Raw genomic sequence first — 25,737 nt, 5'->3', positions numbered from 1 at the left:
GCTCTCCTCAGGCGATGCTGACCACTTCGATCTTCACGGCGCATTTCTTGAAATCGGTCTGTTTGGAGATCGGGTCGGTGGCATCGAGCGTGACCTTGTTGATCAGCTTGTTGGCATCGAAGAACGGGACGTACACCAGCCCCATCGGCGGCTTGTTGCGCCCGCGCGTTTCGACCCGGCCCTGCATCTCGCCGCGTCGGCTGACGATCTTGACCACACTGCCGCGGCGCACGCTGAGCTTGCGCGCATCCTCGGGGTGCATGTAGACGAGGGCGTCAGGAACCGCCTTGTGCAGTTCGTCGACACGCTGCGTCATGCTGCCGGTGTGCCAGTGCTCGAGCACCCGACCGGTGCTCAGCCAGAACGGATACTCTTCATCCGGCACCTCGGCGGGCACCTCATAGGGAAGCGCGAAGATGATCGCCTTCTTGTCCGCATTGCCATAGAACTGCACACCGCTGCCGGCTTCGACGTAGGGGTCGTAACCCTCGCGGTAGCGCCACTGGGTCTCCTTCTCGTTGACCACTGGCCAGCGCAAGCCGCGTTCACGATGGTAGACGTCGAACGCCGCCAGATCGTGGGCGTGGCCGCGGCCGAACTCGGCGTACTCCTCGAACAAACCCTTCTGCAGATAGAAGCCGAATGCCTCGGCCTCATGGTTGGCATAACCCTCGGCGATTTCGTCGTTGGAGAAACGATCGACCTGGCCATTCTTGAACAGCACGTCGAACAGCGTCTTGTCCTTGAACTCCGGCGCCTTGCTCAGCAGCTCCGCCGGCCATACCTCATCGACGCGGAAGCGCTTGGAAAACTCCACCAGTTGCCACAGATCCGAGCGCGCCTCGCCGGGTGCGGTGACCAGCTGGTGCCAGAACTGGGTGCGGCGCTCGGCATTGCCGTAAGCGCCTTCCTTCTCCACCCACATGGCGCTGGGCAGGATGAGGTCGGCGGCCTGGGCGGAGACCGTGGGGTAGACGTCCGACACGATCACGAAGGTTTCCGGGTTGCGCCAGCCTGGCAGGATCTCCTGCATCACGTTGGGGCCGGCCTGCATGTTGTTGGTCACCTGTGTCCAGTACACCTTCAGCACGCCGTCCTTGAGCTTGCGGCTCTGGTCGACGGCGTGGAACCCGGGCTTTTCCTGGATGGTGCCTTCGGGCAGCTTCCAGATCTTTTCGGTAATGGCGCGATGCTTGGGGTTGGTGACGGCCATGTCCGCTGGCAGGCGGTGGGAGAAGGTCCCGACCTCGCGCGCGGTGCCGCAGGCCGAGGGCTGGCCGGTGAGCGAGAACGGGCTGTTGCCCGGCTCGCTGATCTTTCCGGTGAGCAGATGGATGTTGTAGATCATGTTGTTCGCCCAGACACCGCGGGTGTGCTGGTTGAAGCCCATGGTCCAGAAGGACATCACCTTGACCTTGGGGTCGGCGTACAGCTCGGCCAAGGCCTTCAGGCGCTCGGCCGGTACACCTGATTCCTTGGCGGCGTGTTCCAGGGTGTAGGGTTTGAGGAACTCGACGTAGTCCTCGTAGCCAATGTCGGTCCAGGTGTTGGCCACCGCGGCATTCTCGGCCTTCAGCTCCAGCGGATCGGTCGGACGCAGGCCGTAGCCGATGTTCGTGGCACCCTTGGCGAATCGGGTGTGCTTGTCGATGAACTCCTTGTTCACCGCGCCGCTCTGGATGATGTGGTTGGCGATGTAGTTGAGGATCACCAGGTCGGTCTGCGGGTTGAAGACCATCGGGATGTCGGCCAGCTCGAAGCTGCGATGCTCGAAGGTGGACATCACCACGACCTTGACGTGTGGCGCGCTCAGTCTGCGGTCGGTGAGGCGCGTCCACAGCACCGGGTGCATCTCGGCCATGTTCGAGCCCCACAGCACGAAAGCGTCGGCGGCCTCGATGTCTTCGTAACAGCCCATCGGCTCGTCCATGCCGAAGGTGCGCATGAAGCCGAATGCTGCCGAGGCCATGCAGTGGCGCGCGTTGGGGTCGATGTTGTTGGAACGAAAGCCGGCCTTCATCAGCTTATTTGCGGCGTAACCTTCCCAGATCGTCCACTGCCCCGAACCGAACATGCCGATGGCTTCCGGGCCGCCAGCCTTGAGTGCCGCCTTGTACTTTTCCTCCATGATGTCGAAGGCCTGATCCCAGGTGACCGGCTGGAACTCGCCCTGCTTGTCGAACTTGCCGTCTTTCATGCGCAGCAGGGGCTGGGTGAGGCGATCGGTGCCGTACATGATCTTCGACAGGAAGTAACCCTTGACGCAGTTGATGCCGCGGTTGACGTCCGCCTTGACGTCGCCGTGCGTGGCGACCACCCGATTCTCTCGCGTTGCCACCATCACGCCGCAGCCCGTGCCGCAGAAACGGCAGGGGGCCTTGTCCCACTTGAGGTTAGTGGCGTCCGCTTCGGTGACCAGATTGCTCGCGGTCGAAGCGATGGGCATGCCGGCCACGGTCGCCGCGATGGCGGCGGCATTGGCCTTGGCGAATTGACGTCGGGTAAGGCTCATCAGGCGTCTCCTTCGAGGAGTTCTTCGTGGTAGACCAGGGCGGCGTTAAGGACGCCAGGCAGCTGCTGGATGTGGTCGATCGCAGCGAGGATGCGCGACTCGTGCTCGGCCTCGAGCACCACCACCAGCTTGCCGCTGGGGCTTTCCTGATGCAGCTCGAGACCGGGTAGCAACTGGAGGTTGGTTTTCAGCGCGGCCAGCCACTCGGGGCGGCAGTGCACCAGGAGGCTGGCGATATGCAAAGGGTGTCCCATCACGCGTTTCCGTCTGGCTTGGTGGCAGGGCGTGAGCGCCCCGGTCAATGGTGCGGGAGCTAGGCTGGGCCCGGCGGCCCGAAGATCATCTGCACGATCCAGACGATGAAACCGTAGCCGCTGACCAGCGCGACGCTCAGGATGGGAAACAGAAACACGATCAGGAAGACGAACAGGCGGGTCTCGTCCCGCTTGGTCGAGGCGACAGAGGGGCGGGTGTCATTCGGCGTTACTGTCATTGTTCTACTCCGACTGGCATATAGGGGAGTCTAGTCACTGACCACAACATAGGGCAATGTTCGTTTCGATAGTTTTGCAGTCGGCGCGGTCGCCATCGATTGGCGACTCACTCGATCGGCGCGCGGCGACGGGGCAACCGTGCTAGCCTGCGCGGCTTTTTTTGCAGCCTGCTGCAGGCGTTGACGATGATCGAAACCTCCCACCTCAAACGCGGTACTGCCGCCTATCGACGCGCCACGCTGGCGCTGTTCTGTGCCGGCTTCGCCACCTTCGCGCTGTTGTATTGCATCCAGCCGTTGCTGCCGTTGCTGGCCGCGCATTTCGCCGTCTCCGCGGCCAATAGCAGCCTGGCGCTGTCGCTGACGACGCTGTCGCTCGCACTCTGCCTACTGATCTCCGGCGCGCTGGCCGAAAGCTGGGGGCGCAAGCCGGTCATGGCTGCAGCGCTCGGGTTGGCGAGCCTGCTCGGCCTGGCATGCGTGCTGGTGGAGTCCTGGCATCTGCTGCTGCTATTGCGCACGCTGTTGGGCCTGGCGCTGAGTGGCCTGCCGGCGCTGGCGATGGCCTATGTCGGTGAAGAGTTCGACCCGGACTCGCTGCCGGCGGCGATGGGGCTGTACATCGGCGGCACTGCTCTGGGTGGGATGCTCGGGCGTTTGCTGTCCGGCCTGTTGAGTGATCTGGGCGGCTGGACGCTGGCGCTCGGCGGTATCGCCGCGCTGGGAATGGTGGCCTTGAGCCTGTTCGTCTGGTTGCTGCCGGCGTCGCGCCACTTCAAGGCGCAGCCGCTCTCGTTGACGGTCCTGCTGGCCAATTTCCGCCTGCACCTGTCGAACCCGGTCCTGCGCAGCCTGTTCCTGCAGGGCTTCCTGCTGATGGGGGGCTTCGTCGCGCTGTTCAACTACATTGGCTTCCGCCTGGCCGGCGCGCCATTCGGCCTGTCTTCCACGTTCATCGGTCTGTTGTTCGTCGTCTATCTTGGCGGCATTTTCAGTGCCGGCTGGGCGGGCCGTCTGGTGCCGCGCTTCGGTGCGCGGCAGGTTCTGCGCGGCGGCGTGGCGCTCATGCTGCTCGGCGTCGGGCTCTGCGCAACGCCCTGGCTGGCCAGCATTGTCGTCGGCCTCGGCGTGTTCACCCTCGGTTTCTTCGCCGCGCATGCAGTGGCGAGCGGCCAGGTCGGCAGTCATGCCCAGGGCGCGCGTGCGCAGGCCTCGGCGCTCTATCTCTGCGCCTATTATCTGGGGTCGAGCGTGGTGGGGTACGGTGCCGGGTATGTCTGGGATCACGCCGGCTGGCAGCCGTTGATGGCCCTGCTGGCGGGGCTGTTCGTCATGGCCGGTTGGCGGGCGCGAGCACTCTGAGCAGCCGCGACGGCTTCATTCGCGGCGCTGTTCGCCAGTGAACGACAGCGTCGTCTTGCAGCGCCGACAGTAGTAGCGCCGCCCCTTGGCGACCAGCGCATGGCGCTGCGGCGTGAAGGCGAAATCCTGATCGGCGCAGCTGCAGCGATAGACGTAGCGTGTGCCGACGCGGCGGCGTATCGCATAGGTGTGGCAGCGATCCGGTGGCAGCTCGTAGACACCGCGCATGATCAGTTGCCATTCCTCACCGTGGGGCTGAATCCGTGCGCCGAACATCTGATGCGCCACCAGGTGCGCCACCTCATGAGCCACGGTCTGGCGCAGGAAGTGTTCGGTGTTCTCGCGGTAGAGCTGTTCGTTGAAACGCAGCAGATTCTGCTGCAGGTGAGCCACGCCGGCCTTCTGGCCGCGCAACTTCAGGCTCACCTCGGGGCGGGGGAAGCGGCGCTTGAAAAATTGCTCGGCCAGCGCGTAGCAGGCTTCGACGCGGGCATTGAGACGCTCGGGCATTGAGACAACTCCTGGGAGCGCCGCATTATGCCAAAGCGCCTCGGGGCCTAGCAGTCTCGTTGGTCACTCGTTCGGTCGTTCGTTGAATCGGCGTTCGTTGTCCAGACCGCCCGGTTCGTCCTGCGGGCGATTCTCCTCGAAGCCGTAGCTCTGGTTTTCCGGCGTATTGCGCTCATAGGTGGGCTCCAGCACCTGCAGCCAGAACAGGATCATCGGCACCTTCAGGTTGACCAGCACCAGCAGCCCGACAGCCCAGGTACAGGCGCCGTAGAGAAAGGTGTTGCGGTTGTCGATACGCATGAATTTCGGCAGGCCGACAAAGAGCAGGTAGGTCGAGTAGACCCCCGCGGCCACGATCACCAGGATGGCGATCCAGCGCGTCGGGTAGAGCGCGCCAAGCCCGGCGAGGAAGAATGGCGTGATGACGTAGGCGGTGAAGCCGACACACTGGTTGAATGTGGGGCGGGCGTCGAAGGTCCGCGACATCCAGCGCAGGAAGAAGCCCATGATGAAGGTGCCGAGGATGATCGTCAGATAGATCAGCAGGCTCAGCTGGAACGCGCTGCGGGTGTCGAGCCAGATGCGTTCGTTTTCCACCAGGCTCCAGCCGACGTAGCGGGTGCCGATGAACATGCAGATGGCAGGCAGCAATGCCCAGAGCAGCAGATGGACAAGGTAGTTGGAGCTGTTCTTCTCCTCGTCGCGGCGAATGTCGGTCCACGCCTTGTCGGGGCGGGTAAGCAATGTGAAAAAGTGCGGGATCATACCGAGTCTCCGTCTGCCTTGAGGGCCGCTGCGCTACGAGTCGCCAGCGGCGTTATGGCTTTAGAACGGCAGATGCGGCGAGGGTTTCCCTGTCGTTTCGTCGCGCTCCCTTGGCGAGTACGAAAAAGGCCGCCCGAAGGCGGCCTGATCAAGCGCAGCGGCTCAGCGCACGTAAACGGGGCCGATGCCCATGCCCCAGGTGATGACCGACAGCGCGATGATGGCCACAAGCACCACCAGCCCCACGGCAAGCACCGAGCTGGAGAACATGAAACCCTCGTCTTCCGGGATGTTCATGAACTTCGGCAAGCCAACGTAGAGCAGGTAGGCCGTGTAGCAGACCGCCGCGGTGCCCACCAGCATCCCGAGCCACAGGTGCGGGTAGAGGCCGGCGAGCCCGCCGATGAACAGCGGTGTCGCGGTGTACGCGGCGAATACGATGCACTGCGTAAGCGTCGGGTTGGCGTCGTAGGTGCGCGCCATCCAGTGGATGAAACCGCCCATTACCGCCACACCGGCCAGCATCGCGAAGTAGGAGAGTATCGCCAGCTGCATGCAACTGGCCTGCGTCAGCTTGACCGGCTCTCCACCGCCGATGCTCCAGCCCACCTGGGTCGCGCCGATGTAGGCCGACACAGCCGGGATTGCCGCAAGCAGCAGCACATGGGTCAGATACATGTGGCTGACGGTCTCTTCCTCGCCACGGATTTCGTTCCACTCCTGACCAGGGTGGGTGAACAAACCCCAAACGTGATGGATCATGCCAGCGTCTCCTCTGCTTATGGAGGGTCGCTTCGCCTGGCGGTCGTCATCGAGGACGGCGCGTGCGACCTTATGTCGCAGTATAGGAATGCGGCTCGTGGATGCATTAGCCCGATTAGAGCGTTTCGGAGCTATGCGGTCAGCGGTAATAGCGCGCGAGTATTTCCATGGCCAGATTGATCGACTGCAGACGCTGGGTGCTGCCGCCGCGATCGGGATGATGCAGGCTCACCAGCTGTCGGTAGCGATGCTTGATCAGCTCCAGCGTGAGCGGCTGGGGCGAGCGGTCCAGCTCGAACAGCTCGAGTGCCGCACGCTTCTCGTCGCTGCCCTGCATGCGCGTCCAGAAGCTTGCGAGCAGGCGTTCTACATCGTCCTCATCGGTGTCGCGCAGGTTGCTGAGGTCCAGGTAGTACTCGCGCAACGCGTCCTGTTCGGCGAGCCCGGCGGCTGCACTGGCATAGGGCAGCAACTGGATATGCAGGGGGCTGATCTGCAGATGCCCGCTGCCCTCGGCCCACAGCCGGTCGCGCAGCAGGTACAACGCGTTGAACACCAGGAAATGCGTGCGGAAAAGCACCAGCTTGTCGGTCAGCGGCAAATTGGGCACGTGCGTGCTGTGCCGTCGCTTGAGCTGTTGGATCAGCTCGTATTCGCTGCGGCCCTCGGGCTTTTCCTGCAACAGCAGAAGCAGATGGTCTGGCAGATCCAGTGCGGGGGAGAGGTCGTCCATCGGCCGAGACTAGCACAGGGCCAGCAACGGCGGGTCAGGGCTGGTTCACATCGGCCACACGGCGAACGGGCTGCGGTCGGGTCTGCTTTGCGCGTAAAATGCGCGGTTTTCGCATCTCACCCGGACACCTGACATGGGCAACCTCTCGGTCAACCAGAACAAACTGCAGAAGCGCCTGCGCCGCCTCGCCGGCGAGGCCGTCACCGACTTCAACATGATCGAGGATGGCGACAAGGTCATGGTCTGCCTGTCCGGCGGCAAGGTATAAACAACGAACTTTTTGTAAAGCCTATAAACCCGTAGGCATTGTCCGTAAGCCCCACTATCCGTCGCTCTTCCCTCCCTCTCGCTTGACAGAACTCGTTTGGGGGCTAGTTTGTAACTAAATGGTTATTGGACTAGCTATTTTGTCAATCATGAAGCTCAGGCGATACCAATTCAATTCGTTGCCCTTCGTATCGATAGTGGACGAAGCGGGTTGCCCTATTGATCCGTATGTTTCCTGCTATCTCAATGGCGCTTTGTCTGCTAAGTCGGCCAATACGCGTTTTAGGTACGCAAATGAACTGTTGTTTATGCTGCAGTACTTTTCGGAAAAAAATATTGACCTGCCCGCGCGAGTTGCATCGGGTAGGTTTATCACGCATAAAGAGTACATGCAGTTTTATGACAGATGTTGCTTAAGTAAGGGTTTTTGTGAAGAGAGTTTAAATGTTAAGGTTATAGATATAAATGATAAACATCTGAGGAATATCATTGTTGCCAATCAGAAAGGTATGGCAACGGTATCTGGCGAAACCTTACAAGGTCGCGTCAGGCGACTTCGGAAGTTTCTTTTATGGCTGTTCGATCAGTTTCACGAAGTGCAGGATGTTGACGATAAAACAAACAAAAAATTTAACTATCTGATTTCAAAGATTAAGTTGGATGAAGATTCCCTTGGCAAGAACGTTACTCAACAAGTCGGCGATCCTGAGGAGTCGGTGATTCCGGATGACGTTTTCTTAAAGTTCTTGGAGATGGTGATGCCGTCATCTCCTAATAATCCCTTTAAAGCATCCAGGGTGAGAAATTATCTGATTGTCAATTTGCTAGTCCAAGGTGGCATCAGAAGAGGTGCACTAGCAAAGTTGAAGGTTTCAGACTTCCATTTTTGGGGGGAGTACGATCAGATATCTATCTATCGGTCCGGAAACGACCCTACAGATCCGCGCGCTGAAAAACCTGATCAAAAGACAAAAGCACACTACGCTACGGTTGATCCAAGTTTGTTGGAGAAGGTTAAGTTTTATATTGACAACATTCGTGCTGTCTTTCCTCGTGCAAAATTTCATGATTTCGTGTTTGTCAGTGAAAATGACTCTAAAGGTACTGCGGGGCAGCCCCTTTCGTTGAAAGCAATAAATGCAGTTTTTCGGAAGCTTTCCAGGGCGCTGGGCTTTCATGTGCATCCTCATTTGTTGCGTCACAAATGGAATGAAGTATTTGATAAAAAGGGAGAGTTGCTCGGGGTCAATCCAGCTTTGCTTGAGGATAGTAGAAAATATGCGATGGGATGGTCGCACAATTCGAGACAGAATGAAAATTATAATGAAAAACGAATTGCGCTGAAGGCTAGAGAAATATCAAAAGCACATCAGCGTCGAGTGGATCAAAAAAAATGACTCGAGAGAAAAAACGGAAAGCACTTAAGCCTCAAAAGAAAGTAAATTCATTGGTTACGGCTAAGTCTGGCTTGATGGTTAATACCTCGGATGATGTATGGGTGATACTTCCGTACAATGGAAAGGGGAAAGTGGTTTGCGTTGACTGGGTCCGCTCATCGAATATATCTGATGATGATCGAGAATTAATTCTGAATGTGTTTGTGCATTATGTTCGAACCATGGCTGCGAGTACAGCATCAGGTATAGTTTGTAATGTAAAGCCGTTTGTGATGAATGGTATTCCCTCGTTAGCTAGTGTTAAAACGTTTTGGAGTGGGTTGAAAACAAACAATAAGAAGGGGCTCAATCAGTTCTTTGGGACTCTCTCCAAGCAAGGTTATGAACGGTTTGAAGAGTATCACAAATATACAAGTGCCCATTTAGATAAGAGAAAAATCAATACTCTTGATCCTTCCAGGGGGGCATTAAGCGATATTGAGTTTGACTCGTTAGCAAAGCAACTCAATGAAGATCTACAGGAGTTCGATTGGGCCGCTGATAGAGACCTTTCCTTCTATCAGTCATCAACCCTCTATGGTGATATAAAGAATCGTGTTACTAGCAAACTGTTGCTCTCCATTGTGAGACGGCCGATTCAAATTTCTATCCAAAAATGGTCAGATCTGATTCCCACCGGTGCAAGCTTTCACGACGCGAGAATTCACGCTGCGGATGAAATTGGCACAGTGGGGGGGCAAACATTACAGCTTAGAGTTTTTATCGCTAAGTCAAGCGGAATGCTCTTTCCGCGAGAATGTCCAGAGCGTTATCCGATATATCTTTCCGAAGACATCTCAAAGACTCTCGGCGACTATAAGAAGCTGATCTTTCAAGGGCTCACGCTACTGATGGAGTCAGCAAAGATCGAGGTTGATCAATCTGAGCTCTTGAGCCTAATGCGTGATATGCCCATGTTTCCCGATGTCGGTCTTTTTAACTTGAGATTTGATTCTTTAGATTTGTTCAAAAAACTGTTTACGCCAATCTCTACTGCTTACCACATGTCGGAGAGTTCAATTACAAATGCCTTAAGACATACTCGGGTTACCTCTGATCGAGTCGCCGACTGCATAGCCACTTCCAACCGGATTCGTCATACCGTACTAACTCGAGGAGCTCAAGATGGACTACCCGCCGTTCAATTGGCCAGGATTACCGGTGTTACCGTTCCAGCTGCAAGGCACTACATAGACTTGGACTACAAGTCGAGGCGAGAGATTGACTTAAAATATACCGGTAATGAGTTTCTGAAGAAGGCATTTAGCGGTACGGTAACTATTGCTCCGGAAGCCGATGAAGTCATAGTCGACAACAATTTCAACGCTGTTGGTGGGGCACGTAACAAGCGTACATGCGCTACCTGCTCTACATTATTGGGGAGGCCGTTTGGGTGCTATGGATGCCCAAATTTTCGCCCGATACTCGAGGCTGATCATAGGTCAGTTTTGAGAGGCGTGGAAGACAAGCTTGCGGCAAACCGCAGCTCCTTAATCAATCCTCTTTACACCCGCAGCATCGAAAAAATGGAGAGGCAGATCGTGTGGGTGAAGCTGACTATTGTGGTTTGTGATGAAGAACTCGCAAGGCAGCGTGCGCTCGATGCTTAACAAATACATTGACCGATTGGAGCGACTCACCGGCGAGTATCGCAAGGCCGAACTAGGGCAATTTGAAGGGCCAGGCGGCAAGAAAGCGGAGTTTGATGATCTGGTTTGGTACCACGTGGACCCTAATACTGGTCGCCGAATTAGATACTTGTGCGGAGTACATGGGCGTAAGGGAAGAGGCAACGCCGGCAATCGACCGACAGACAGCCTTCCTTACCCCTATAACCACCTGATAAAGGTATGGATTATAGAAACAACAAATACACCTTTATCTGCCGGCGAGAAAAAAGCTCGTATGTCAGTAGTTAGGAAGTTGTTAACGCTCATGGATGGCGATCTCTATGCCCAAACAGATTCTACAATCCGCAGCCTTAATTTGGGGGCTAAGTCATCTGACCGCTTGCGATCGTTTCTCGCGTTCTGCTCTGACAAGGGGGTTATGAAAAAAATCGACCTAAAGGGAAGTGATAATAGAGACAGGACAGGGCATGCCCTCTTTGATAATACGCTAGAGAAGCTTCCGGATATCGAAACTGTGCTTGCCCTAGGCGCCATTTTCTCAAGTGTATTTGAGCATGTGGATGAACAGGGCTCGTTGAGTCCTGGTGAAGAGATAAATATACATGATGCCTTGGTTGTGACTTTTGCGCTGCTTTCACTGGCATCACCCAATCGGACAACTGCGGAAATACCTCTTCTGCCTAAACAGCGACTACATTCTTACTCTGAAAGCAATGGAGAGCCGGTCTATTACCTAGACTGGATTGGAAGCAAGGGATACGGGAACAACAAGAATCACATGCTGGCTGCCCTGGTTGAGCCAATCACGAAAGCTCTGAACTTTTTTTATAAAGCATCCGAACCGGCAAGGGTACTGTGTCGTTTCTATGAAAACCCGAATCAGAGTTTAAAGGCATTGCTTGGGGAGTTCGAGATTGCACCAGTACGAGCTCGGAATTTGTCCTTAACACAGCAACCCAATCTTTTTACATTGGGTTATGCATTAGGTTTTTATGGAGTCGATGATTGCGTTCCTGTTCTCAAGGAAAGTGCTGATCTGACTTACACCTACCATGCTCATAGAGGCCGATTCTTTGAGGGTAAACAAATTTATTCGTTACGGCATCAAGATAAATTATCTGTATCGCGAATTGGGCGTACGTCTTTTGCAAGTCTACCCTACTTATTCGGTTACACTGCTATGCCGGAAATATTTACCGATAAGCTCACCATCACCGTCGGAGAGGTACAAGAGTGGTGGGTGTCCTTTTATAGGAACGTGCTGCTGCCGGAATTTCCGCTCTCATTTTCAAACGGAGAGTCAAGTATTAACCTGAAAGATGCGATGTTCTGTTTCTTGGGGAGTTGGTTTTATGGGGCGTCCAAGGGGTTTGGGAGTGGGGGGAATACATTTCAAAAGACAAACTATATGGTGGTGCCATTAGCCTCGCTAGGCGCCTCAGTTATCCCTCGATTAACTGGACATTCCTGCACCAAATTATCGATTTTTCAGAGTTACGGATTTTCGTCAGAGTTAAGTCTCAGGCCGCATAGTCTTCGCCACTTGTCGAACACCCTTGCGGATCTAAGTAGCATTCCAGTAGAAATAATCACAGCTTGGTCGGGCAGAAAGAGTTCTGAGCAAACTCATACTTATATTCATACGACTCACGACGAGAAAGCCAGTCGTGTGAGTGCGATATTGAATCCGCCAGATATCGACAGGCGGGATATTCGAGTCGTTTCCCAAGATCAACTGACACAAACCACCAACCTGCCGGCATCTGTCACCTCCACCGGTCTTTGTACTCAAAATCTTAATGTGACGCCTTGCAATTATTTAAACGATTTCGTCTCGCAGTGCTTCATGTGTCCGGAGACGTGTCACATAGCAGGCGATGTGAAGACAATCGAGTTTTTTGAGAAAGATTTATCGTTTCAAACTTTGAGATTAGAATCGGTAGCGTGTGATCCACGCTTACCAAACTCCCAGGCAATGAGGCAGTGGTATCTAATTCACTCGCGAAATACCCATATTCTATCCATGCTGAATGATTTGATGAAAAGTAAGCCTGTCGGAACGATGATTCGTTACTCAAATAAAAACTCTGAGTTCAGTTTGACCGATCTAAATACCAAGATCATTACAAAGGTCGCGTGTGCCCTACCGGATTTTGAGGCTCGCCTGAAGGGTATTATTGAAGATAAGACTGCCAGAACAGCATCTGATGCTAATCCCGAGTTGCGCTCTCTTTTATCCTCTTTCGGTCTGTCTGAAGGCGAGGTGTGATGTGGTAGTCCCAAAAATATCAGCTCAGCAGCAGCGTAAGATAGAGATAATGTTGGCTAAGTGGGTAGGTAAGCTGACGTGGGATGCTCTGGTGACTAAGGTTGAACTTGAGCTTGGCATAAAAACAACTAGGCAAACCCTCTGCACTTATGTGGGTATCAATACGTATTATAAGAACAAAAAAGCTGAACTTCGTGGCGCAACGCCTTCCCTTTACACAAAGATAACTGCTTCTGAAGTAAAGTTAGTGGAGCAGATAGAGCATCTGAAGGCTGAGGTTGCGGTTCTCAAAAGAAATAATGCAGAGCAACTGCGCATGATTGAGAGGATGCTTTTGAACGCCAATGCCATTCCCAACCTGGATCTCTATGCCTTGGTTAAGAAAAGGCCTGAAGAGATACACAATAGCTAAAATTTCGCATACCGCCTCGACTATGACGTGTTGGGCACACGCGTGTTTTGCTATCCGAGGGGGGTATCCGGGAGAGAAGACCTGCTTTCGCCCGGATATGATCATCACGCTTTAATTGCGCCTTCGCTGACCAAGCGAGCCGTTTGCGGGTCATATGCAAAATCGGTAATTGACCCATCCCGAATGCGCTCAATCGCCTCGTCGATCACATGCAGCGGCGCTAGGAACCACTCCCTAGGTTTCACCGGATGGCCGAAGCGGTCTTCGATGGTCAAGTCCAGCTGCGCTGCGCTGAATAGGCGGTGGAAGATATTTTCCAGCCTAGTGCGGTTCAGGTTGTGCAACTTGTAAGTGGCGACCACCTCCACATCAGCCAGCAGGTAGGTGGCATCTTTCGCAGCCGCCGCGATGCGGGTTTCCACCTTGCCACCGGTCACGCCAATCTTGTGGATCAGCTCACGGTGTTTGGATACGAATGGGTGGCTGGACTGGCTGCGCAGCACATAGATAGTGCCAGTCTCGATGTCGTCCGGCTCGGTTATGTCGCTGAACAGCGGGCCGGAATCTACCTTGATAAGCCGAGATCCGGCACGCCCGTCACTGTCTTTGTAGAGCGCCCGCTGCAAGGATCGTAATAGCAGATCGCTTTCCGTCTCATTTGAGTAGATGACGCGCAAGCGCCCATTCATCTCCGCATTCGGCGTCTTGTAGGTATCGCCCACCTCGGCGACATAGGCAATGAGTCCGCTCAAAATGAAGAAGTCCCCGGCCTCGATGCTCGCGTTCTTGCCAAAGGGCTTGGTTACCCACAATTTCTTCTTGAGGCCCGATTCCACCTCATCAAACAGTGGCTTGAACTTCTCGAAGTCTTTACATGGGTTTCGAGCGGCAATTTCTTCTGCCGCCTTGATTGCCGCGCTGGAACGCACATGTCGCAGCACTGTGATATCGTCCTGGTCGACGGACTCACTGCCTATGCCCAGCTCGGCGAGCAAGGCGTCCTCATCCAGGTCATCCACATTTACAGCGGCGACCGCACTGCCTGACAGTAGGCCGTGACTATCCAGGCCGGCCAGTAGGGTTTGTGCCTCCGGCAGCTTGCGCAGCTGATCCAGGCGTACGGCATACAAGCGCTCGAAGATGTCGCGGTCTTCGCCATGCAGTGGGGCGCGGCGGTGGGTCTGGTAGAAGCGCTGAATGTCCTCGAAGCCAGCGATGATGCGTTCTTCGCGAGGGGTTCGAGTGGTTGTCTTGAGCGTGGGGACTTCTACCCCCAACGCATCCAGCAGGTCGTCATCGTTCATATCAGCCATTGGCGGATTCCCCCTGTGCCGCTTTGGCCCGGGCGCGGTAGCGTGCCAACGCAGCTACACCTTCGGCCATGCGCTTTTCCCAGGCATCAGCAGAGTTTATGTCGGGCAGGCGGCCACGCTCGTTCTTGAACTGCAGAGCACGTTTTGCCAGTTCTCGTGCTTCATCTTCGGGAATGCTCACCTTCTTGGCAGCAATGCTTGCCTGCACCTGGCGAAGGGATTTTTCATCCATCGCCTTCGCCAGTACCGCATAGGCGGCATCGAAGGGGTTGATGCGGTCGATCAGATCAATGTCCAGCTCGCGCACGTTAACGAACTTGCGCACGCCATCCAGCAGTGCGGTACTGCCTTGCACGTTATCGCTACCGTTTGCATCTGCCTGCGCCAAAGCCAGTTTGGCCTGTTGGGTAATGTTCATGGCCGCGATGGCGTGTTGGCGGATGGCTTCCTGGTCGACGTCGCTCAAGTCGGGATAACGCTCGCGCACGATCTTGCCCATGCGCAGCTGGGTCAGCTCCTCAGGCAAGGTATTTTCCTTATCGAATAGACCGCGCTCCAGCACGGTTTTGTCCTGCAGGAAGCTGGTTACTACTTCGTTCAAATCTTCCTTGCAGATGCGCGTGGCTTCTGTGCTTTGCGGTGTGGTCAGGCCATTGATCTCGACATGGAACTGGCCCGTGGTCTCATTCACACCCAGATTGGTGCCACCCGTTTGATACCCCTCCGGCCCATAATTGAAGCCTTCTTTCGGCCCGGTATCTTTCGGGGTGAACTCATAACGTGGGGCCAGCACCTGCTCCATCAGCAGGCTGGCGGAAATGGCCTTGAGCATATCGTTCACCGCTTCGGCTACAGCAGCTTGATCAGCTGTGGGCTCGGCGATCAGGTTGGTGAAGCGCGAGCGCTCCTTACCCTCGGCATCCCGCGTGGCACGGCCAATGATCTGCACGATCTCGGTTAGGCTTGAACGGTAGCCGATGGTCAGCGCATGCTCGCACCAGATCCAGTCAAAGCCTTCCTTCGCCATACCCAGTGCGATGATCACATCCACGTTGTCGCGGTTGTTCTTCTGTGCCGGATCTTTCAGTGCGCCGAGAACTTTGGAGCGTCTGGCCGCGTCGCTGTCATCCACTAGGTCTGCCACTTTCAGCGTGCGGCCGTCCTTGGCTTTGATCAGGTGGAAGCCGGTCGCCGGGTCGACACCCTGCCAATCGCCCAGCGAGCTCATGATCTCGTTGACCTCGCGCTCCTTGTCTTTGAGGCTCTCACGGGCATTTACGTTTGGAATGTGGACGATGGTTTTCAGCGCCGGGTCCAGGACCTTGGCGACTGCATCCACATACCTCCCGGTGTAGAAGAAGTAGCCAATATCCAGCGACTTGAGCCAGCGATAGCCGTTGAGCTGCTCGTAGTAGGTGTACGTCACCGTCTCAAACTTGTTCTCTTCCGACGGTGCCAGCACGGCCTCGCTGTCACCACGGAAGTAGGAGCCGGTCATGGCAACCAGATGCACCTTGTCGCGGTTGATAAACGCGCTCAGTTGGCTGCCCAGTTTGTTGTCTGGATTGGCGGAAACGTGGTGGAACTCGTCGATGGCAATCAGGCGGTTGTCGAAAGCGTCGATGCCTAACTCTTCCACGGCAAAGCGGAAGGTGGCATGGGTGCAGACCAGCACCTTTTCGCCGCTGATCAGGAAGGCGCGTACGGCATCAACCTTGGACTTGGCCACACGCGGCTCATCGATGCCAGGGGCATTGCACAGGTTCCACTGTGGGGCTACTTGCCAGTCCCAATAGAAGCCATGTTGGCTCAGCGGCTCATCGGCAAAGCTGCCGCCAATGGAACGCTCCGGCACTACGACGATGGCCTGTTGCAGTCCTTGGTTATGGAGCTTGTCCAAGGCGATAAACATCAGGGCGCGGGACTTTCCAGATGCTGGTGGGGATTTGATCAGCAGATACTGTTCGCCGCGCTTGGTATAGGCGCGTTCCTGCATGGTACGCATGCCCAGCTCATTGGCCTTGCTGGATGCCCCAGTGTGCGCGGTAGCAATGGATACCGACGGCACCGTGTAGCTGTTGGTCGGGTTGGTAGTGTTAGTCACTGTGATTCTTCCTCCATGAGAGTACCGTCGCCTGGGCATTGTGGATGCGGCCTTTGAGATCAGCTAACCACTCGCCGTAGCCTTCGGGGGGCGTGGTCAGGTTAGCAAGGGTATCGCTCATGCCTTGTTCCCTCGTGGCTTTTTCGGCGCGGCTTTCGCTGTGTCTGCTGTCATCTTGGTGTAGAGGTCAAACAGCTTTTCCAGTCGCTCGGTGTCGTTTTTAAAACGGCGACCGATATAGATGCGCTCCAAGACTTCATCATTTCGCTCGTGGGCGCGGCGCAGGTTGGCCGGCATGGCGTCCGGGGCGTACAGATCGGCGATGGTGGCGGGGAAGTGGGCTTCGCGGGCCAGGAGAATGTCCTCGGCGCAGCGCGTCAGGTCCGCCTTGTTCTGCTCGGTGAGTAGCGGCACTGGGAAGGTGTTCCAGCCAAGAGTGTTCGAGTAGCGAAAGTCAGTTTTCATTTTTCCGCAGACAGTGCCGATCCAGACTAAGTGCAAGCGGGAAGCAATCAGGGCCATGTTCCAGAGCGGAGCATCGTAGAGGGCGAAGGCGAGATTGGAAACGATAGTCCCGGCAGGCGCATAACCGCAGGGCAGATACGCGCGAGTTTCGGAGGAGACGCTAGGGACAATAAGCGTTGAATGCTTGCCGAAGTACATTCTTTGGAATTGGTGTGGTCTTTCAGCGATGTCCCTTGCTGTCTTCCCACCGTTGAGTCGCATATTGCGCACATCACGAAGACGTTGAGCAATAGGATGGATCGTTTGTGCTTCAGCCAAGTGCTGATCTTCGATCCACAGACAGTAACGCTCCAGGCCGCGAATGAACTCAGCGGAGCCATAAATCCGGCGAATAAATCGGCCTTGCTGAGCAGGTGTGAGTTGCAGGGCGTCGCGTTCGTCCCGCGAGAGCAGCAAATGACCGCCATCTATTGGAGTATTTCCAAAAGTCATCTCACTCTGCGTACCCAGGGGCTGGCTAGTCTTATCCACAATGACACTATCGCCTACCGCCAGATATGCATTGATATGCGCACATTGGCGTTCGATGGTCTGTCCCGAGTCGTCCAGAGAGAACAAGCGCCTCGGATTGCGTGGCTGCGTTGTGATGCCAATGATGACTACAGTCACACCTGCATTGTGGCTGGCAAGATTGGTCCAACGAAAGGATGTGTGGGCAAACTCGATTTGGCGGCCACTGGCAAATATCTCCGGCCACAGGATTGGAACTTGCAGACCCTGGCAAATGGAGTTGGTGGACACGAAAGCCGCAGCAGAGCGGGTTTTGGTGCCGTAATCAGCGGCCTTAATGAACCAGCCGGCAACATAATCGAGCGACTTCCAGTTCTGGATTCGCCTATCGAAAAGAGTCTGCAAGTCAGCCTTTTGTTCGTCCTTCTGATCCCGTGAGCCAAGATACGGCGGATTCCCGCAGATATACGTTTCCCCACCTTCGTTCTCGAAATCAATTTCTGTCTGATTGAGAGGCGTGCCAAATAAGTCATCGGCGAGCACTCTCACACCTGTTCCCGTTGGCGGGCAGATGCTCAGCCAGTCCAGCCGCAGCGCATTGCCGCAAACGATCCAGTTCTGCGCATCCAGAGGCAGAAACTCCGCCAGCGCATCCTGCTGGCCGCGATACAGCACATCGCACTGAAATTCGGCGATGATCAGCGCCAGACGGGCAATCTCTGCCGGAAAGTCGCGCAGTTCGATGCCGCGAAAATTGGTCAGAGGGATTTCCGATTTATTGTTGGCCTCGCCTCGGCGGCGATTGATCTCGGCTTCAATCTCGCGCATCTGCTTGTAGGCGATAACCAGGAAGTTGCCGGACCCGCAGGCAGGGTCAAACACACGGATGTGCGCCATGCGCTTGCGCAGGTTCAGCAGCTTGGCTTTATTTTCACCGGCTGCTTCAAGTTGCGCACGCAGATCATCCAGAAACAGAGGATTCAGCACCTTGAGGATGTTGGGCACGCTGGTGTAGTGCATGCCGAGTGCGCCACGCTCTTCATCATCGGCTACGGCCTGGATCATGCTGCCGAAGATGTCTGGGTTGATTTTTTGCCAGTTGAGGTTGCCAGCGTGCAGCAGGTAGGTGCGCGCCATGCGCGTGAAGCGTGGCACTTCGGTACTGCCGGAGAACAAACCGCCATTCACATAAGGGAAGGTGTTGGCCCAACTGGGCAGGCGCGGCTGAGCGGTGGTGCGCTCGGCCAGCTTGATGTTCATGGCGCGGAAGATTTCCGACAGCACTTGGTGGGTGTTGGAGCCGTCGCGTTCGCTGAACTGCTCAACCGTCTTGGTAAACAGACCATCGCCAGTGAAGATGTCGGTGTCTTCGGCAAAGAAGCAGAAAATCAGCCGCGCCATAAAGTGGTTCATGTCATGGCGGCGTTCGGCTTTGGCCCAGTCTGGGTTTTCATTCAGCAACTCGACGTACAGCTTGTTCAAGCGGCTCGTGGCGCGCACGTCGATGGGGTTGTCCTTGATCTCCTTGATGGTGGAGATGCCGGCCAGCGGCAGCAGGAAGCCGAAATGGTTGGGAAGGTCTGGATAGTCGCAGGTGATGGTTTCACCCGTGATCAGCTCCTCGGCCTCCAGCGTTTGTCCGTCGGTAGCGAGGATGAATTTGGCCTTGGCTTTTGCGGTGGCCGGGCTGGCACGCAATGCCTTGAGCGTATCGCCCACGCTGCCGGGCTCGCAGGTGGCGATATGAATGTTGCTGCGCAGTAGTACGCCGCGAGGTACGTCCGAGGCGTTGTTGTTGCCGGCGCGCAGCCGCTTGAGAGCGGTTTCCTTATTGCCGAATGCGGCCAGGAAGGTGAACGGAAACTCCACCGCGTCAAAGGGCTCAAGGGCCAGGTCCGAAATGGCGGACTCAATTTCTACTGCATTCATGGTTTACCACTATCCAGATCGCTGATGCGCGAATGCGGCGATTTTAGCCACTAAATTTTTGGGTAATGGCTACCTCCCGGCCGGCACATGCTGCTCTGTCGGCCTGGCGTCAGCATCGGCAACTCAGCTCTGCTCAGAAGCGTTGACGCATGCCTAATGCCATCGGCAGCGACATCTGAGCGCCCTGAGCCAGTGACCGGGAAATCAACCACTACACGATGCCGGGGATGATAAAGGAAGGCGCTTCTGTAATGCGAAAAAGCCGCAGACCTCCAAGTGTTGTCTGCAGTTGCAGGGGCCATCCGAGAGCGAAGTTCGGCCCGGACTGGTCAGGCCTTCTTGAACACCGCTCTCGATCAGACGCGGAGCTACAGCTCTGACAACCGAGGCAGAAGGCAGGATGGATCGCAAGCGAGCTCGCTTGCGATTCGATACAGCTTCTCGACGGTGATGTTTACTTCGCCACGCTCGATTCGCCCCATATAGCTACGGTCCATACTGCAGGCCAGCGCTAGAGCATCCTGAGAAATCCGGCAAGCCTTTCTCTGCGTCCGGATGCGTTCCCCTAACGCCTTCGCCAACTTATCCATGACCGTCTCAATTCCAGTTGAGGCGGCACTATCGTGTGTTTGCGGACGTAGGAGCCACGGATTATAATCCGCATTTCCTCTGCGTTAACTCTTCTGGTGCCTCAATGAAATCGGCCTCGTTTACCTTCGACAGGCGTCTGTATGAGCTGCTTCAGGAGGAAGGGCGTTCAAGGTTCACGACGCGTGAACTGCGTGATGCCTATGCCAAGCGCCTGGATGGCATGACTTTCCGTATCGGTGATGTGCGCCGCTATGTGTATGAGCAGATCCGCCGAATGCTGCGCATGGGTTGGGTTGTGCTCGATGAAGAGCGCCGTTCGCGGGGACAGGTCTACCACTTGCAGCCGATTCCGGCACATCTGCAATTGGAGCTGATCGACAACGGGTTCGAGAACAGCCATAAGACTGCTTGTGAGCCAGAGCAGGAGCCGTCAGCGTTCGATAATGCGGCGGTGCCGCAACCATCAGTCGATGCGGATCAGCACCTGGAGGCGCTCCTCAAGGAAATCAGGCTGGACTTCCTCGCATCGATGGGCGAGGCGGAGCGATACAAGCTGCTCCTCGATGATATGCCGCATCTCCGGGATAAGGTCGAAGGCGAGTACCTGGAAGCTAGAGACCGAAGCTCGCGCCTGCTGGGCCATCTTCGCGCCATCGAGAAGACACTCAAGACGCTTGCCTCCGCACGATGACCACACTGCTGCGAAACTGGCAACGCCGCTGCATCGACGCGGCACTGGAGCACTTTACTGCCACGCCGCACTTCTTCTGCCAGGCAACGCCGGGTGCCGGTAAGACGCGTATGGCGGCAGAGCTGGCCAGCAGGCTGCTTGAGCAGGACCGGATCGATCTGGTGCTCTGCTTCGCACCATCCTGCCAAGTTGTCGAGGGCTTTCGCTCGTCCTTTGCTGCGGTGCTCGGCAGACGCTTGGACGGCCAACTCGGCGCAGTTGGGGCGGCGTTCACCTATCAAGCCATGGAATACCGAGATGAGACGTTCTGGCGACTCCTCGATGACTACCGTGTGTTCGTGGTTTTCGACGAAATCCACCACTGCGCCGGCCACGATGTACTTCTGAGTAACGCCTGGGGCCAACAGATTCTTCAGCGGATACAGGACAGGGCAGCCTTCACCTTGGCCCTCTCCGGCACCCCATGGCGTTCGGACGACCGGGCCATTGCCCTGGCCCGCTACTCGACGCCCGAGGGGTACCTGATCTGCGACTACCGCTACGGATTGAAAGAGGCCATTGCTGATGGTGTGTGCCGTTCCCCTCGCATTGTCCTGCTCGACAACCAGAAGGTGATACTTACCGAGGAGCTGGACACGGAGAGCACTGTCAGGATGTTTCCCAGCATTGCCAAACTATTGGGGGAGTCCCCTGTCACCTACGAAGAGCTGTTGCGCCATGACGAGGTGATTGACCAGTTACTCGGTCTCGGGTGCAGCAAGCTGGATGAGCTTCGCCTGATCAAGCCTGATGCGGCAGGCTTAGTGGTTGCCACCGACATCGAGCACGCCCAGCAAATTGCCTTGGCCCTGGAAACCCTGGGTGAAGGTTGCCGCATCGTGACCAACAAAACCCCGGCTGCGCAGCAGGTTATCAATGCGTTCAGACACAGCGCCTGCCGTTGGATTATCGCAGTTGGAATGATCAGCGAAGGCACGGACATTCCCCGACTCCAGGTGTGCTGCTACCTCAGCCGCATCCGCACTGAGCTGCATTACCGACAAGTGCTGGGGCGAGTGCTTCGGCGCACAGGCGAGCTCGATATTCAGGCGTGGCTATTCATGTTAGCGGAGCCGACACTGCAGTGCTTGGCAGAGAGAATTGCAGATGATCTGCCGGATGACCTGGCAGTGCTGAACGAGGTAGAGATGCCAGCCTCCACTTCAGGTTCAATATCTGGCTGGATTGGGGCTGCTGGCAATATCGATGTCCTGGATGACAGTAATGGAAGTGGCATTGCGCAGGTAATTGGGGCAGGTGCTACATGCACCTTATCCCTGGGGGGCTCTGCCGCTGAGCCAAACCATCTGGTCAGCTTTTCCAAGCACTACCGGCAACAGTTGCTGGCTTGCTTTTGATGCTTGTATGGGGGACAGAATTCAAGCGTCGGCAGACGTGGTTGACTGAATCAGGAGATAACCGCATTGACCCTTCCCCGCGAAAGAACCCGCAGTGTCATCAAAACCGAAGAGTTCCTGCGAGAGCTCTCTCGCGACTCTGAACTGCCCCAGGATATCCGCAGCTATGCGAAAAGCCTGCTTAGGCACTATCCGTCGGCCGACCAGATCCTCTCGTTGGGGCGCCTTGAAGAGTGCCTGGTGAGCGATGCACCAGATGATGAATATCGACGGCGGGTGATCGCTTTCCATCAGCCGCTGTTCAGCTCGTCATTGGACTTCACGCGATAGAAATGAGAGCCGCAATGTCCAGCACTGATTTTGCTCTGTCGGTATCCACCCGCATTGCGCAACGGGTCAAGCGCTTACCCAAAGGGAAACCCTTCTGCATCAGCCGCTTTGCGGAGCTTGGAGCGCGTGGTGCCATATCCAGGGCAGTAGCTCGGCTGGTCAGCCAAGGCGAACTTGAACGGGTGCATCGAGGAATTTACATGCGCCCGAAATCCAGTCGATACGTTGCACGGGTTCGCCCAAATGTATGGGAAGTAGTGAGCTTGATCGCTAGGCAGCACCGCCATGTTCTACAGATTCATGGCGCTCATGCGGTCAGGTTGTTTGGACTGAGCACCCAGATGCCGCTCATTCCGATCTATTACACCAGCGGACCCAGCCGATCATTTTTTATGGGGAAGGCTGAGGTCCGGTTGGTACATGCGGAACCAATGGTCATGCAGCGTGCCGGGACCGAGGTAGGGACGGCTATCAGCGCGCTATTTTATCTCGGTAAAGACGGCTCGACCCCGGAATGCATTGCCGCGATCAAGAAGGTGCTCAGGCCTGAAGACCTAACCACATTAATGGCCTGCAAAATGCCGAAATGGATGCGCATGGCGTTGGAGCTGTCAGCGCGCATACACACCGTCAACACGCCTGCTCCTTAACGCTCTGTCAGGCAGGTCTCCGTTGCTGGCCGAGTCCGGCCAAGCGACATCGGCGGCATCCCTTCACCCCTTGACCAAACGAAGATGGGCACCTGATTTCCCGCCAGAGTCGGAGGGGTTAGCGCTCTGCCCCTTCAACACGTTCAACATCAATCCGAACGTCAATTCATTGATCTCCTCAGGACTGATTGCCAGTTCTCCCGCGACGCCAGCTTTCCCAACCCCATCTGCACGTAACGCGGCGAAAATCTTCTCCAGGATCACTGACCGCTCATGAGCAATAGATTCCGGCTCTTCGGTGCGATAGCCCTCTTGAGCAATCTGAATACACAGCGTTCGGTAAGCCCACTCCGTGGAAAGCCCCAGGCTATGAAGTCGGTAATTTAAGGCTGCCACAGAAACGGACCAGAGCTTCTTGTATTTGATGAGGCTTTTGATAGTGATCGAACGTGGAGCCATCGCTAGAACGCTTGCACGTGGCATTAGAAAAGCCGACGCAAAGGCATTCGCCTCACGCTCTAAATCAGGTCCTTGTGGGTGGGCATGCTGGTGCATAACCAAATGTCCTAATTCATGAGCTGCGTCAAAGCGGCAACGCTCGGCCGACTTGAAGGTATTCAAGAACATAAAGGGGCGGCCGCCACTCCACATCGAGAACGCGTCGACCTCCTTTGCATCAATTGCAAGTGAGTAGACACGAACGCCTTTCGACTCAAGAAGCGCAATCATGTTCTTAACCGGCTGCTCACCTAAACCCCAGTGTGCCCTCAGCATCTCCGCAGCGGCCTCTGGCGCTTGGGCACTGCTTGATAGTTCCAGCTTATCGAGCGCCTCAAAATTCGTCAGTGCAGCGCGTTCGGACCCCAGGTCCGGAAGATCCGGCTCTGGCAAATCGAAACGTTGCTCGATCCAGTCATTCAGCAGGAGCGCAATTGCGCCTGCACCGAGAGCTGAATCCCTAAGGCCAGCAGTCATCTTTGAGAGCGACCGGAAACTGGCAACATCCGGCGTTGGCACCTCAGGATCATCACCAAAGAAAAACGCTTCGGGGAACCGAAGCGTTTTAGCGATTTTTGCCAGGGTTCCAGGCTCAGGCTCCTGCGTGCCACTCTCGTAGCCGGAGACCGATCGCTCCGTTACTCCTATATGAGTGGCAAGCTCACGCTTTTTCATACCTCGCCGGCGACGGGCGAGCGCAAATCGTTGTGGATTAAACATGATCTATCACGAGCTTTTACGGCGAATTTCGATGTCGATATCCGGACCGCCTGGGGAGGTAACCTCAAAGAAATCATCATCAAGAGCAAGGGTGCCAAGCATGATGCGTTCAGACCAGAAATTGATCTTGCCGCCTTTACCCCATTCCCGATGGACGTGAGAGCTCGATGCGGATTTCCTTCTTCACCGTGTCGGTGTGGTGGAGCAGGATCCAGGTCTCATGAGGGCCTGATTCAGGCAGCTCCTCCGGATCGGGCAGCAAGTCAGCAAACATGTCGAACTGGCAATTCCGCTCAACAGCATCAACTGTATTTTTACCCTTCCTGGATCGGCTGCTCGGCATCCCCAGCAGATTTCCAACATAGCTATCCCCCGATGCGACCGCAATCGCGAGATTGAGCGCCGAGTGAACGGTAAGCGGGTAGTTCGACTGTTCATGCGCGACCCACCCTAGTGGGCGCAGCTGATCGCGCACCGCTCCTACCAACCAGCCCCACATTTCAAGGCCGGGAAAAATGCTGGGATGGTTAGGAGTCAGGCGAACCCGCTGTAGGTGAGCTTGATTGATAGCCTCACGCAGTGGCTCGCGCTCCAGACCCAACTGTTCAAGACGGGCGGCGATTTCATCCTGATCGCTGAATACCTGGCAAGCCTGCATCTGAGGACTCCTAACGCAACGGTGACTTCCGGTTATTCTTCCTCAATTGAGGTTAAAAAACAAGAAGCACACGTCGCGAAGGGAGACCGAGAGGACGTTGCAGCATGCGTGTTGCCGCCTGTGCATTTTCCACCCACATACCGGAATTTCATTGACCCAGTTTCGAGCACCAAACGAGTTGTAGAATTTCGCTTTCAGACTGCTGGGATAGGGCAGAATAGCGTCGGCACCTGGGTTAAAAATGCACTGGCGATAACATTTGATGTTTGCGGCAGTACCGCCTCCCGTTCCGGATTGGCACAGTAATAGACTTGATTCAAATTCGGAGGAAACATGGGTATTTCGTATTACCTCGCATGTTTGGAGACCCGGCAATATGTCTGGGTTGGCAGGCTTGACCCACAGGGGGAGGTGCCGGCGGTGGACGTCGAAGGCTCCATCGCCATGTTCGCGCTGGAGAATCGGAACAAACCGTTGATCGTCGTTAGTGAAAGCCATCCGATCCTCGAAGAGGGAATGGGGTGGTCGCCGCCGGCAACGCAAGAAACGTGCAGCGGACAACCATGACGAACCAACGCCAACCGCATCTGTCGAAGACCTGCTATATCCACCGCTGGCATGGCGCACCAGACCATGCTTGAGCTAACGCAGCGGGGCTGGAGAATTGGCAAAAGACGCTCCGTTGCGCAGTGCCCTCGGTTACTCTCTTTAATACGAAGATGAGGTCTG

24 protein-coding genes and 1 pseudogene are annotated in these 25,737 nt (G+C 56.0%); 11 read left to right on the top strand and 14 right to left on the bottom strand.

Annotated features, from left to right (window positions below; genetic code table 11):
* Window positions 1-7: 7 nt before the first annotated feature.
* From napA to napE, 3 genes are read right to left on the bottom strand one after another with little or no spacing between them, the layout of a single operon-like run.
* Window positions 8-2,512, bottom strand: a complete 2,505-nt coding sequence (gene napA / locus P5703_RS15015) for a nitrate reductase catalytic subunit NapA (protein WP_285587740.1) — start codon at window positions 2,510-2,512, stop codon at window positions 8-10.
* Window positions 2,512-2,766, bottom strand: coding sequence for a chaperone NapD (locus P5703_RS15010; RefSeq protein ID WP_014596119.1), 255 nt, complete (start codon window positions 2,764-2,766; stop codon window positions 2,512-2,514). Before P5703_RS15010 ends, napA begins: the two co-directional genes overlap by 1 nt.
* Before the next feature lie 59 nt (window positions 2,767-2,825).
* Complete coding sequence (napE, locus tag P5703_RS15005) at window positions 2,826-3,005, bottom strand: periplasmic nitrate reductase, NapE protein (RefSeq protein WP_011912449.1); 180 nt, start codon at window positions 3,003-3,005, stop codon at window positions 2,826-2,828.
* 186 nt (window positions 3,006-3,191) lie between these two features.
* On the opposite strand from napE, the gene P5703_RS15000 reads away from it, so the two are divergent.
* Window positions 3,192-4,367: an MFS transporter gene (locus tag P5703_RS15000; protein ID WP_014596120.1), complete on the top strand. Its 1,176-nt coding sequence runs from the start codon at window positions 3,192-3,194 to the stop codon at window positions 4,365-4,367.
* Window positions 4,368-4,382: 15 nt separating this feature from the next.
* Here P5703_RS15000 and P5703_RS14995 read toward each other — a convergent pair whose 3' ends face one another.
* From P5703_RS14995 to P5703_RS14980, 4 genes are all read right to left on the bottom strand, one after another.
* A complete protein-coding gene (locus P5703_RS14995) occupies window positions 4,383-4,877 on the bottom strand; it encodes a SprT family zinc-dependent metalloprotease (protein WP_014596121.1) in 495 nt (164 codons plus the stop codon).
* A 63-nt stretch (window positions 4,878-4,940) separates the two neighbouring features.
* Complete coding sequence (locus P5703_RS14990; RefSeq protein WP_011912452.1) at window positions 4,941-5,642, bottom strand: Yip1 family protein; 702 nt, start codon at window positions 5,640-5,642, stop codon at window positions 4,941-4,943.
* 162 nt (window positions 5,643-5,804) lie between these two features.
* Entirely contained in the window at window positions 5,805-6,404 is a 600-nt protein-coding gene (locus P5703_RS14985) for a Yip1 family protein (protein ID WP_011912453.1), read from the bottom strand.
* A 139-nt stretch (window positions 6,405-6,543) separates the two neighbouring features.
* Window positions 6,544-7,137 carry a DNA-J related domain-containing protein gene (locus P5703_RS14980; protein ID WP_011912454.1) on the bottom strand — a complete coding sequence of 198 codons (594 nt, stop codon included), beginning with the start codon at window positions 7,135-7,137 and terminating at the stop codon, window positions 6,544-6,546.
* Between the two features lie 133 nt (window positions 7,138-7,270).
* Here P5703_RS14980 and P5703_RS14975 point away from each other — a divergent pair.
* The 5 genes and pseudogenes from P5703_RS14975 to P5703_RS14955 all read left to right on the top strand — a co-directional run.
* A pseudogene (locus P5703_RS14975) lies at window positions 7,271-7,399 on the top strand (tRNA 2-thiocytidine(32) synthetase TtcA); the annotation flags it as partial.
* Between the two features lie 313 nt (window positions 7,400-7,712).
* A complete protein-coding gene (locus P5703_RS14970) occupies window positions 7,713-8,801 on the top strand; it encodes a tyrosine-type recombinase/integrase (protein WP_228723473.1) in 1,089 nt (362 codons plus the stop codon).
* Complete coding sequence (locus P5703_RS14965) at window positions 8,798-10,450, top strand: hypothetical protein (protein WP_058179766.1); 1,653 nt, start codon at window positions 8,798-8,800, stop codon at window positions 10,448-10,450. The genes P5703_RS14970 and P5703_RS14965 overlap by 4 nt, the downstream gene beginning before the upstream one ends.
* Window positions 10,413-12,740 carry a hypothetical protein gene (locus tag P5703_RS14960; protein ID WP_285587728.1) on the top strand — a complete coding sequence of 776 codons (2,328 nt, stop codon included), beginning with the start codon at window positions 10,413-10,415 and terminating at the stop codon, window positions 12,738-12,740. The genes P5703_RS14965 and P5703_RS14960 overlap by 38 nt, the downstream gene beginning before the upstream one ends.
* A 49-nt stretch (window positions 12,741-12,789) precedes the next feature.
* Window positions 12,790-13,152: a hypothetical protein gene (locus P5703_RS14955; protein ID WP_285587725.1), complete on the top strand. Its 363-nt coding sequence runs from the start codon at window positions 12,790-12,792 to the stop codon at window positions 13,150-13,152.
* A gap of 104 nt (window positions 13,153-13,256) precedes the next feature.
* Here the strand turns inward: P5703_RS14955 and P5703_RS14950 are convergent, their stop codons facing one another.
* The 5 genes from P5703_RS14950 to P5703_RS14930 form a co-directional block, all read right to left on the bottom strand.
* Window positions 13,257-14,465 carry a GIY-YIG nuclease family protein gene (locus tag P5703_RS14950; RefSeq protein WP_285587722.1) on the bottom strand — a complete coding sequence of 403 codons (1,209 nt, stop codon included), beginning with the start codon at window positions 14,463-14,465 and terminating at the stop codon, window positions 13,257-13,259.
* Window positions 14,458-16,569: a DEAD/DEAH box helicase gene (locus tag P5703_RS14945; protein ID WP_285587719.1), complete on the bottom strand. Its 2,112-nt coding sequence runs from the start codon at window positions 16,567-16,569 to the stop codon at window positions 14,458-14,460. Before P5703_RS14945 ends, P5703_RS14950 begins: the two co-directional genes overlap by 8 nt.
* Window positions 16,562-16,690, bottom strand: coding sequence for a hypothetical protein (locus tag P5703_RS14940; RefSeq protein ID WP_256970411.1), 129 nt, complete (start codon window positions 16,688-16,690; stop codon window positions 16,562-16,564). Before P5703_RS14940 ends, P5703_RS14945 begins: the two co-directional genes overlap by 8 nt.
* On the bottom strand, window positions 16,687-19,473 hold the full coding sequence (locus tag P5703_RS14935) for a class I SAM-dependent DNA methyltransferase (protein WP_285587716.1): 2,787 nt from the start codon (window positions 19,471-19,473) through the stop codon (window positions 16,687-16,689). The genes P5703_RS14940 and P5703_RS14935 overlap by 4 nt, the downstream gene beginning before the upstream one ends.
* Before the next feature lie 368 nt (window positions 19,474-19,841).
* Window positions 19,842-20,063, bottom strand: a complete 222-nt coding sequence (locus tag P5703_RS14930; RefSeq protein WP_173177978.1) for a helix-turn-helix domain-containing protein — start codon at window positions 20,061-20,063, stop codon at window positions 19,842-19,844.
* 104 nt (window positions 20,064-20,167) lie between these two features.
* Between P5703_RS14930 and P5703_RS14925 the strand changes: the two genes are divergently transcribed.
* The 4 genes from P5703_RS14925 (at window position 20,168) to P5703_RS14910 (ending at window position 23,132) form a co-directional block, all read left to right on the top strand.
* The gene (locus P5703_RS14925) at window positions 20,168-20,755 is read left to right on the top strand and encodes a VspR family transcription factor (RefSeq protein ID WP_062832656.1); all 588 of its coding nucleotides are present in this window, start codon (window positions 20,168-20,170) and stop codon (window positions 20,753-20,755) included.
* Window positions 20,752-22,152 (top strand): DEAD/DEAH box helicase, encoded by a 1,401-nt coding sequence (locus P5703_RS14920; protein WP_186416026.1) that lies wholly within the window; start codon window positions 20,752-20,754, stop codon window positions 22,150-22,152. The genes P5703_RS14925 and P5703_RS14920 overlap by 4 nt, the downstream gene beginning before the upstream one ends.
* A gap of 66 nt (window positions 22,153-22,218) precedes the next feature.
* Window positions 22,219-22,482 (top strand): BPSL0761 family protein, encoded by a 264-nt coding sequence (locus P5703_RS14915; RefSeq protein WP_071567490.1) that lies wholly within the window; start codon window positions 22,219-22,221, stop codon window positions 22,480-22,482.
* Between the two features lie 14 nt (window positions 22,483-22,496).
* Complete coding sequence (locus tag P5703_RS14910; protein ID WP_186416025.1) at window positions 22,497-23,132, top strand: DUF6088 family protein; 636 nt, start codon at window positions 22,497-22,499, stop codon at window positions 23,130-23,132.
* 63 nt (window positions 23,133-23,195) lie between these two features.
* Here P5703_RS14910 and P5703_RS14905 read toward each other — a convergent pair whose 3' ends face one another.
* Together P5703_RS14905 and P5703_RS14900 are read right to left on the bottom strand one after the other, a co-directional pair.
* Complete coding sequence (locus P5703_RS14905; RefSeq protein WP_058179783.1) at window positions 23,196-24,350, bottom strand: helix-turn-helix domain-containing protein; 1,155 nt, start codon at window positions 24,348-24,350, stop codon at window positions 23,196-23,198.
* Between the two features lie 136 nt (window positions 24,351-24,486).
* The gene (locus tag P5703_RS14900) at window positions 24,487-25,008 is read right to left on the bottom strand and encodes a hypothetical protein (RefSeq protein ID WP_285587688.1); all 522 of its coding nucleotides are present in this window, start codon (window positions 25,006-25,008) and stop codon (window positions 24,487-24,489) included.
* A 333-nt stretch (window positions 25,009-25,341) separates the two neighbouring features.
* On the opposite strand from P5703_RS14900, the gene P5703_RS14895 reads away from it, so the two are divergent.
* Window positions 25,342-25,575 (top strand): hypothetical protein, encoded by a 234-nt coding sequence (locus tag P5703_RS14895; protein ID WP_058179785.1) that lies wholly within the window; start codon window positions 25,342-25,344, stop codon window positions 25,573-25,575.
* Window positions 25,576-25,737: the final 162 nt, after the last annotated feature.

The sequence above is a fragment of the Stutzerimonas sp. FeSN7 genome (assembly GCF_030263795.1).
In the GTDB taxonomy this organism is placed as follows: domain Bacteria; phylum Pseudomonadota; class Gammaproteobacteria; order Pseudomonadales; family Pseudomonadaceae; genus Stutzerimonas; species Stutzerimonas stutzeri.
Note: the sequence above shows the minus strand (reverse complement) of the source record. Positions and strands in the feature narration are given on the sequence as shown.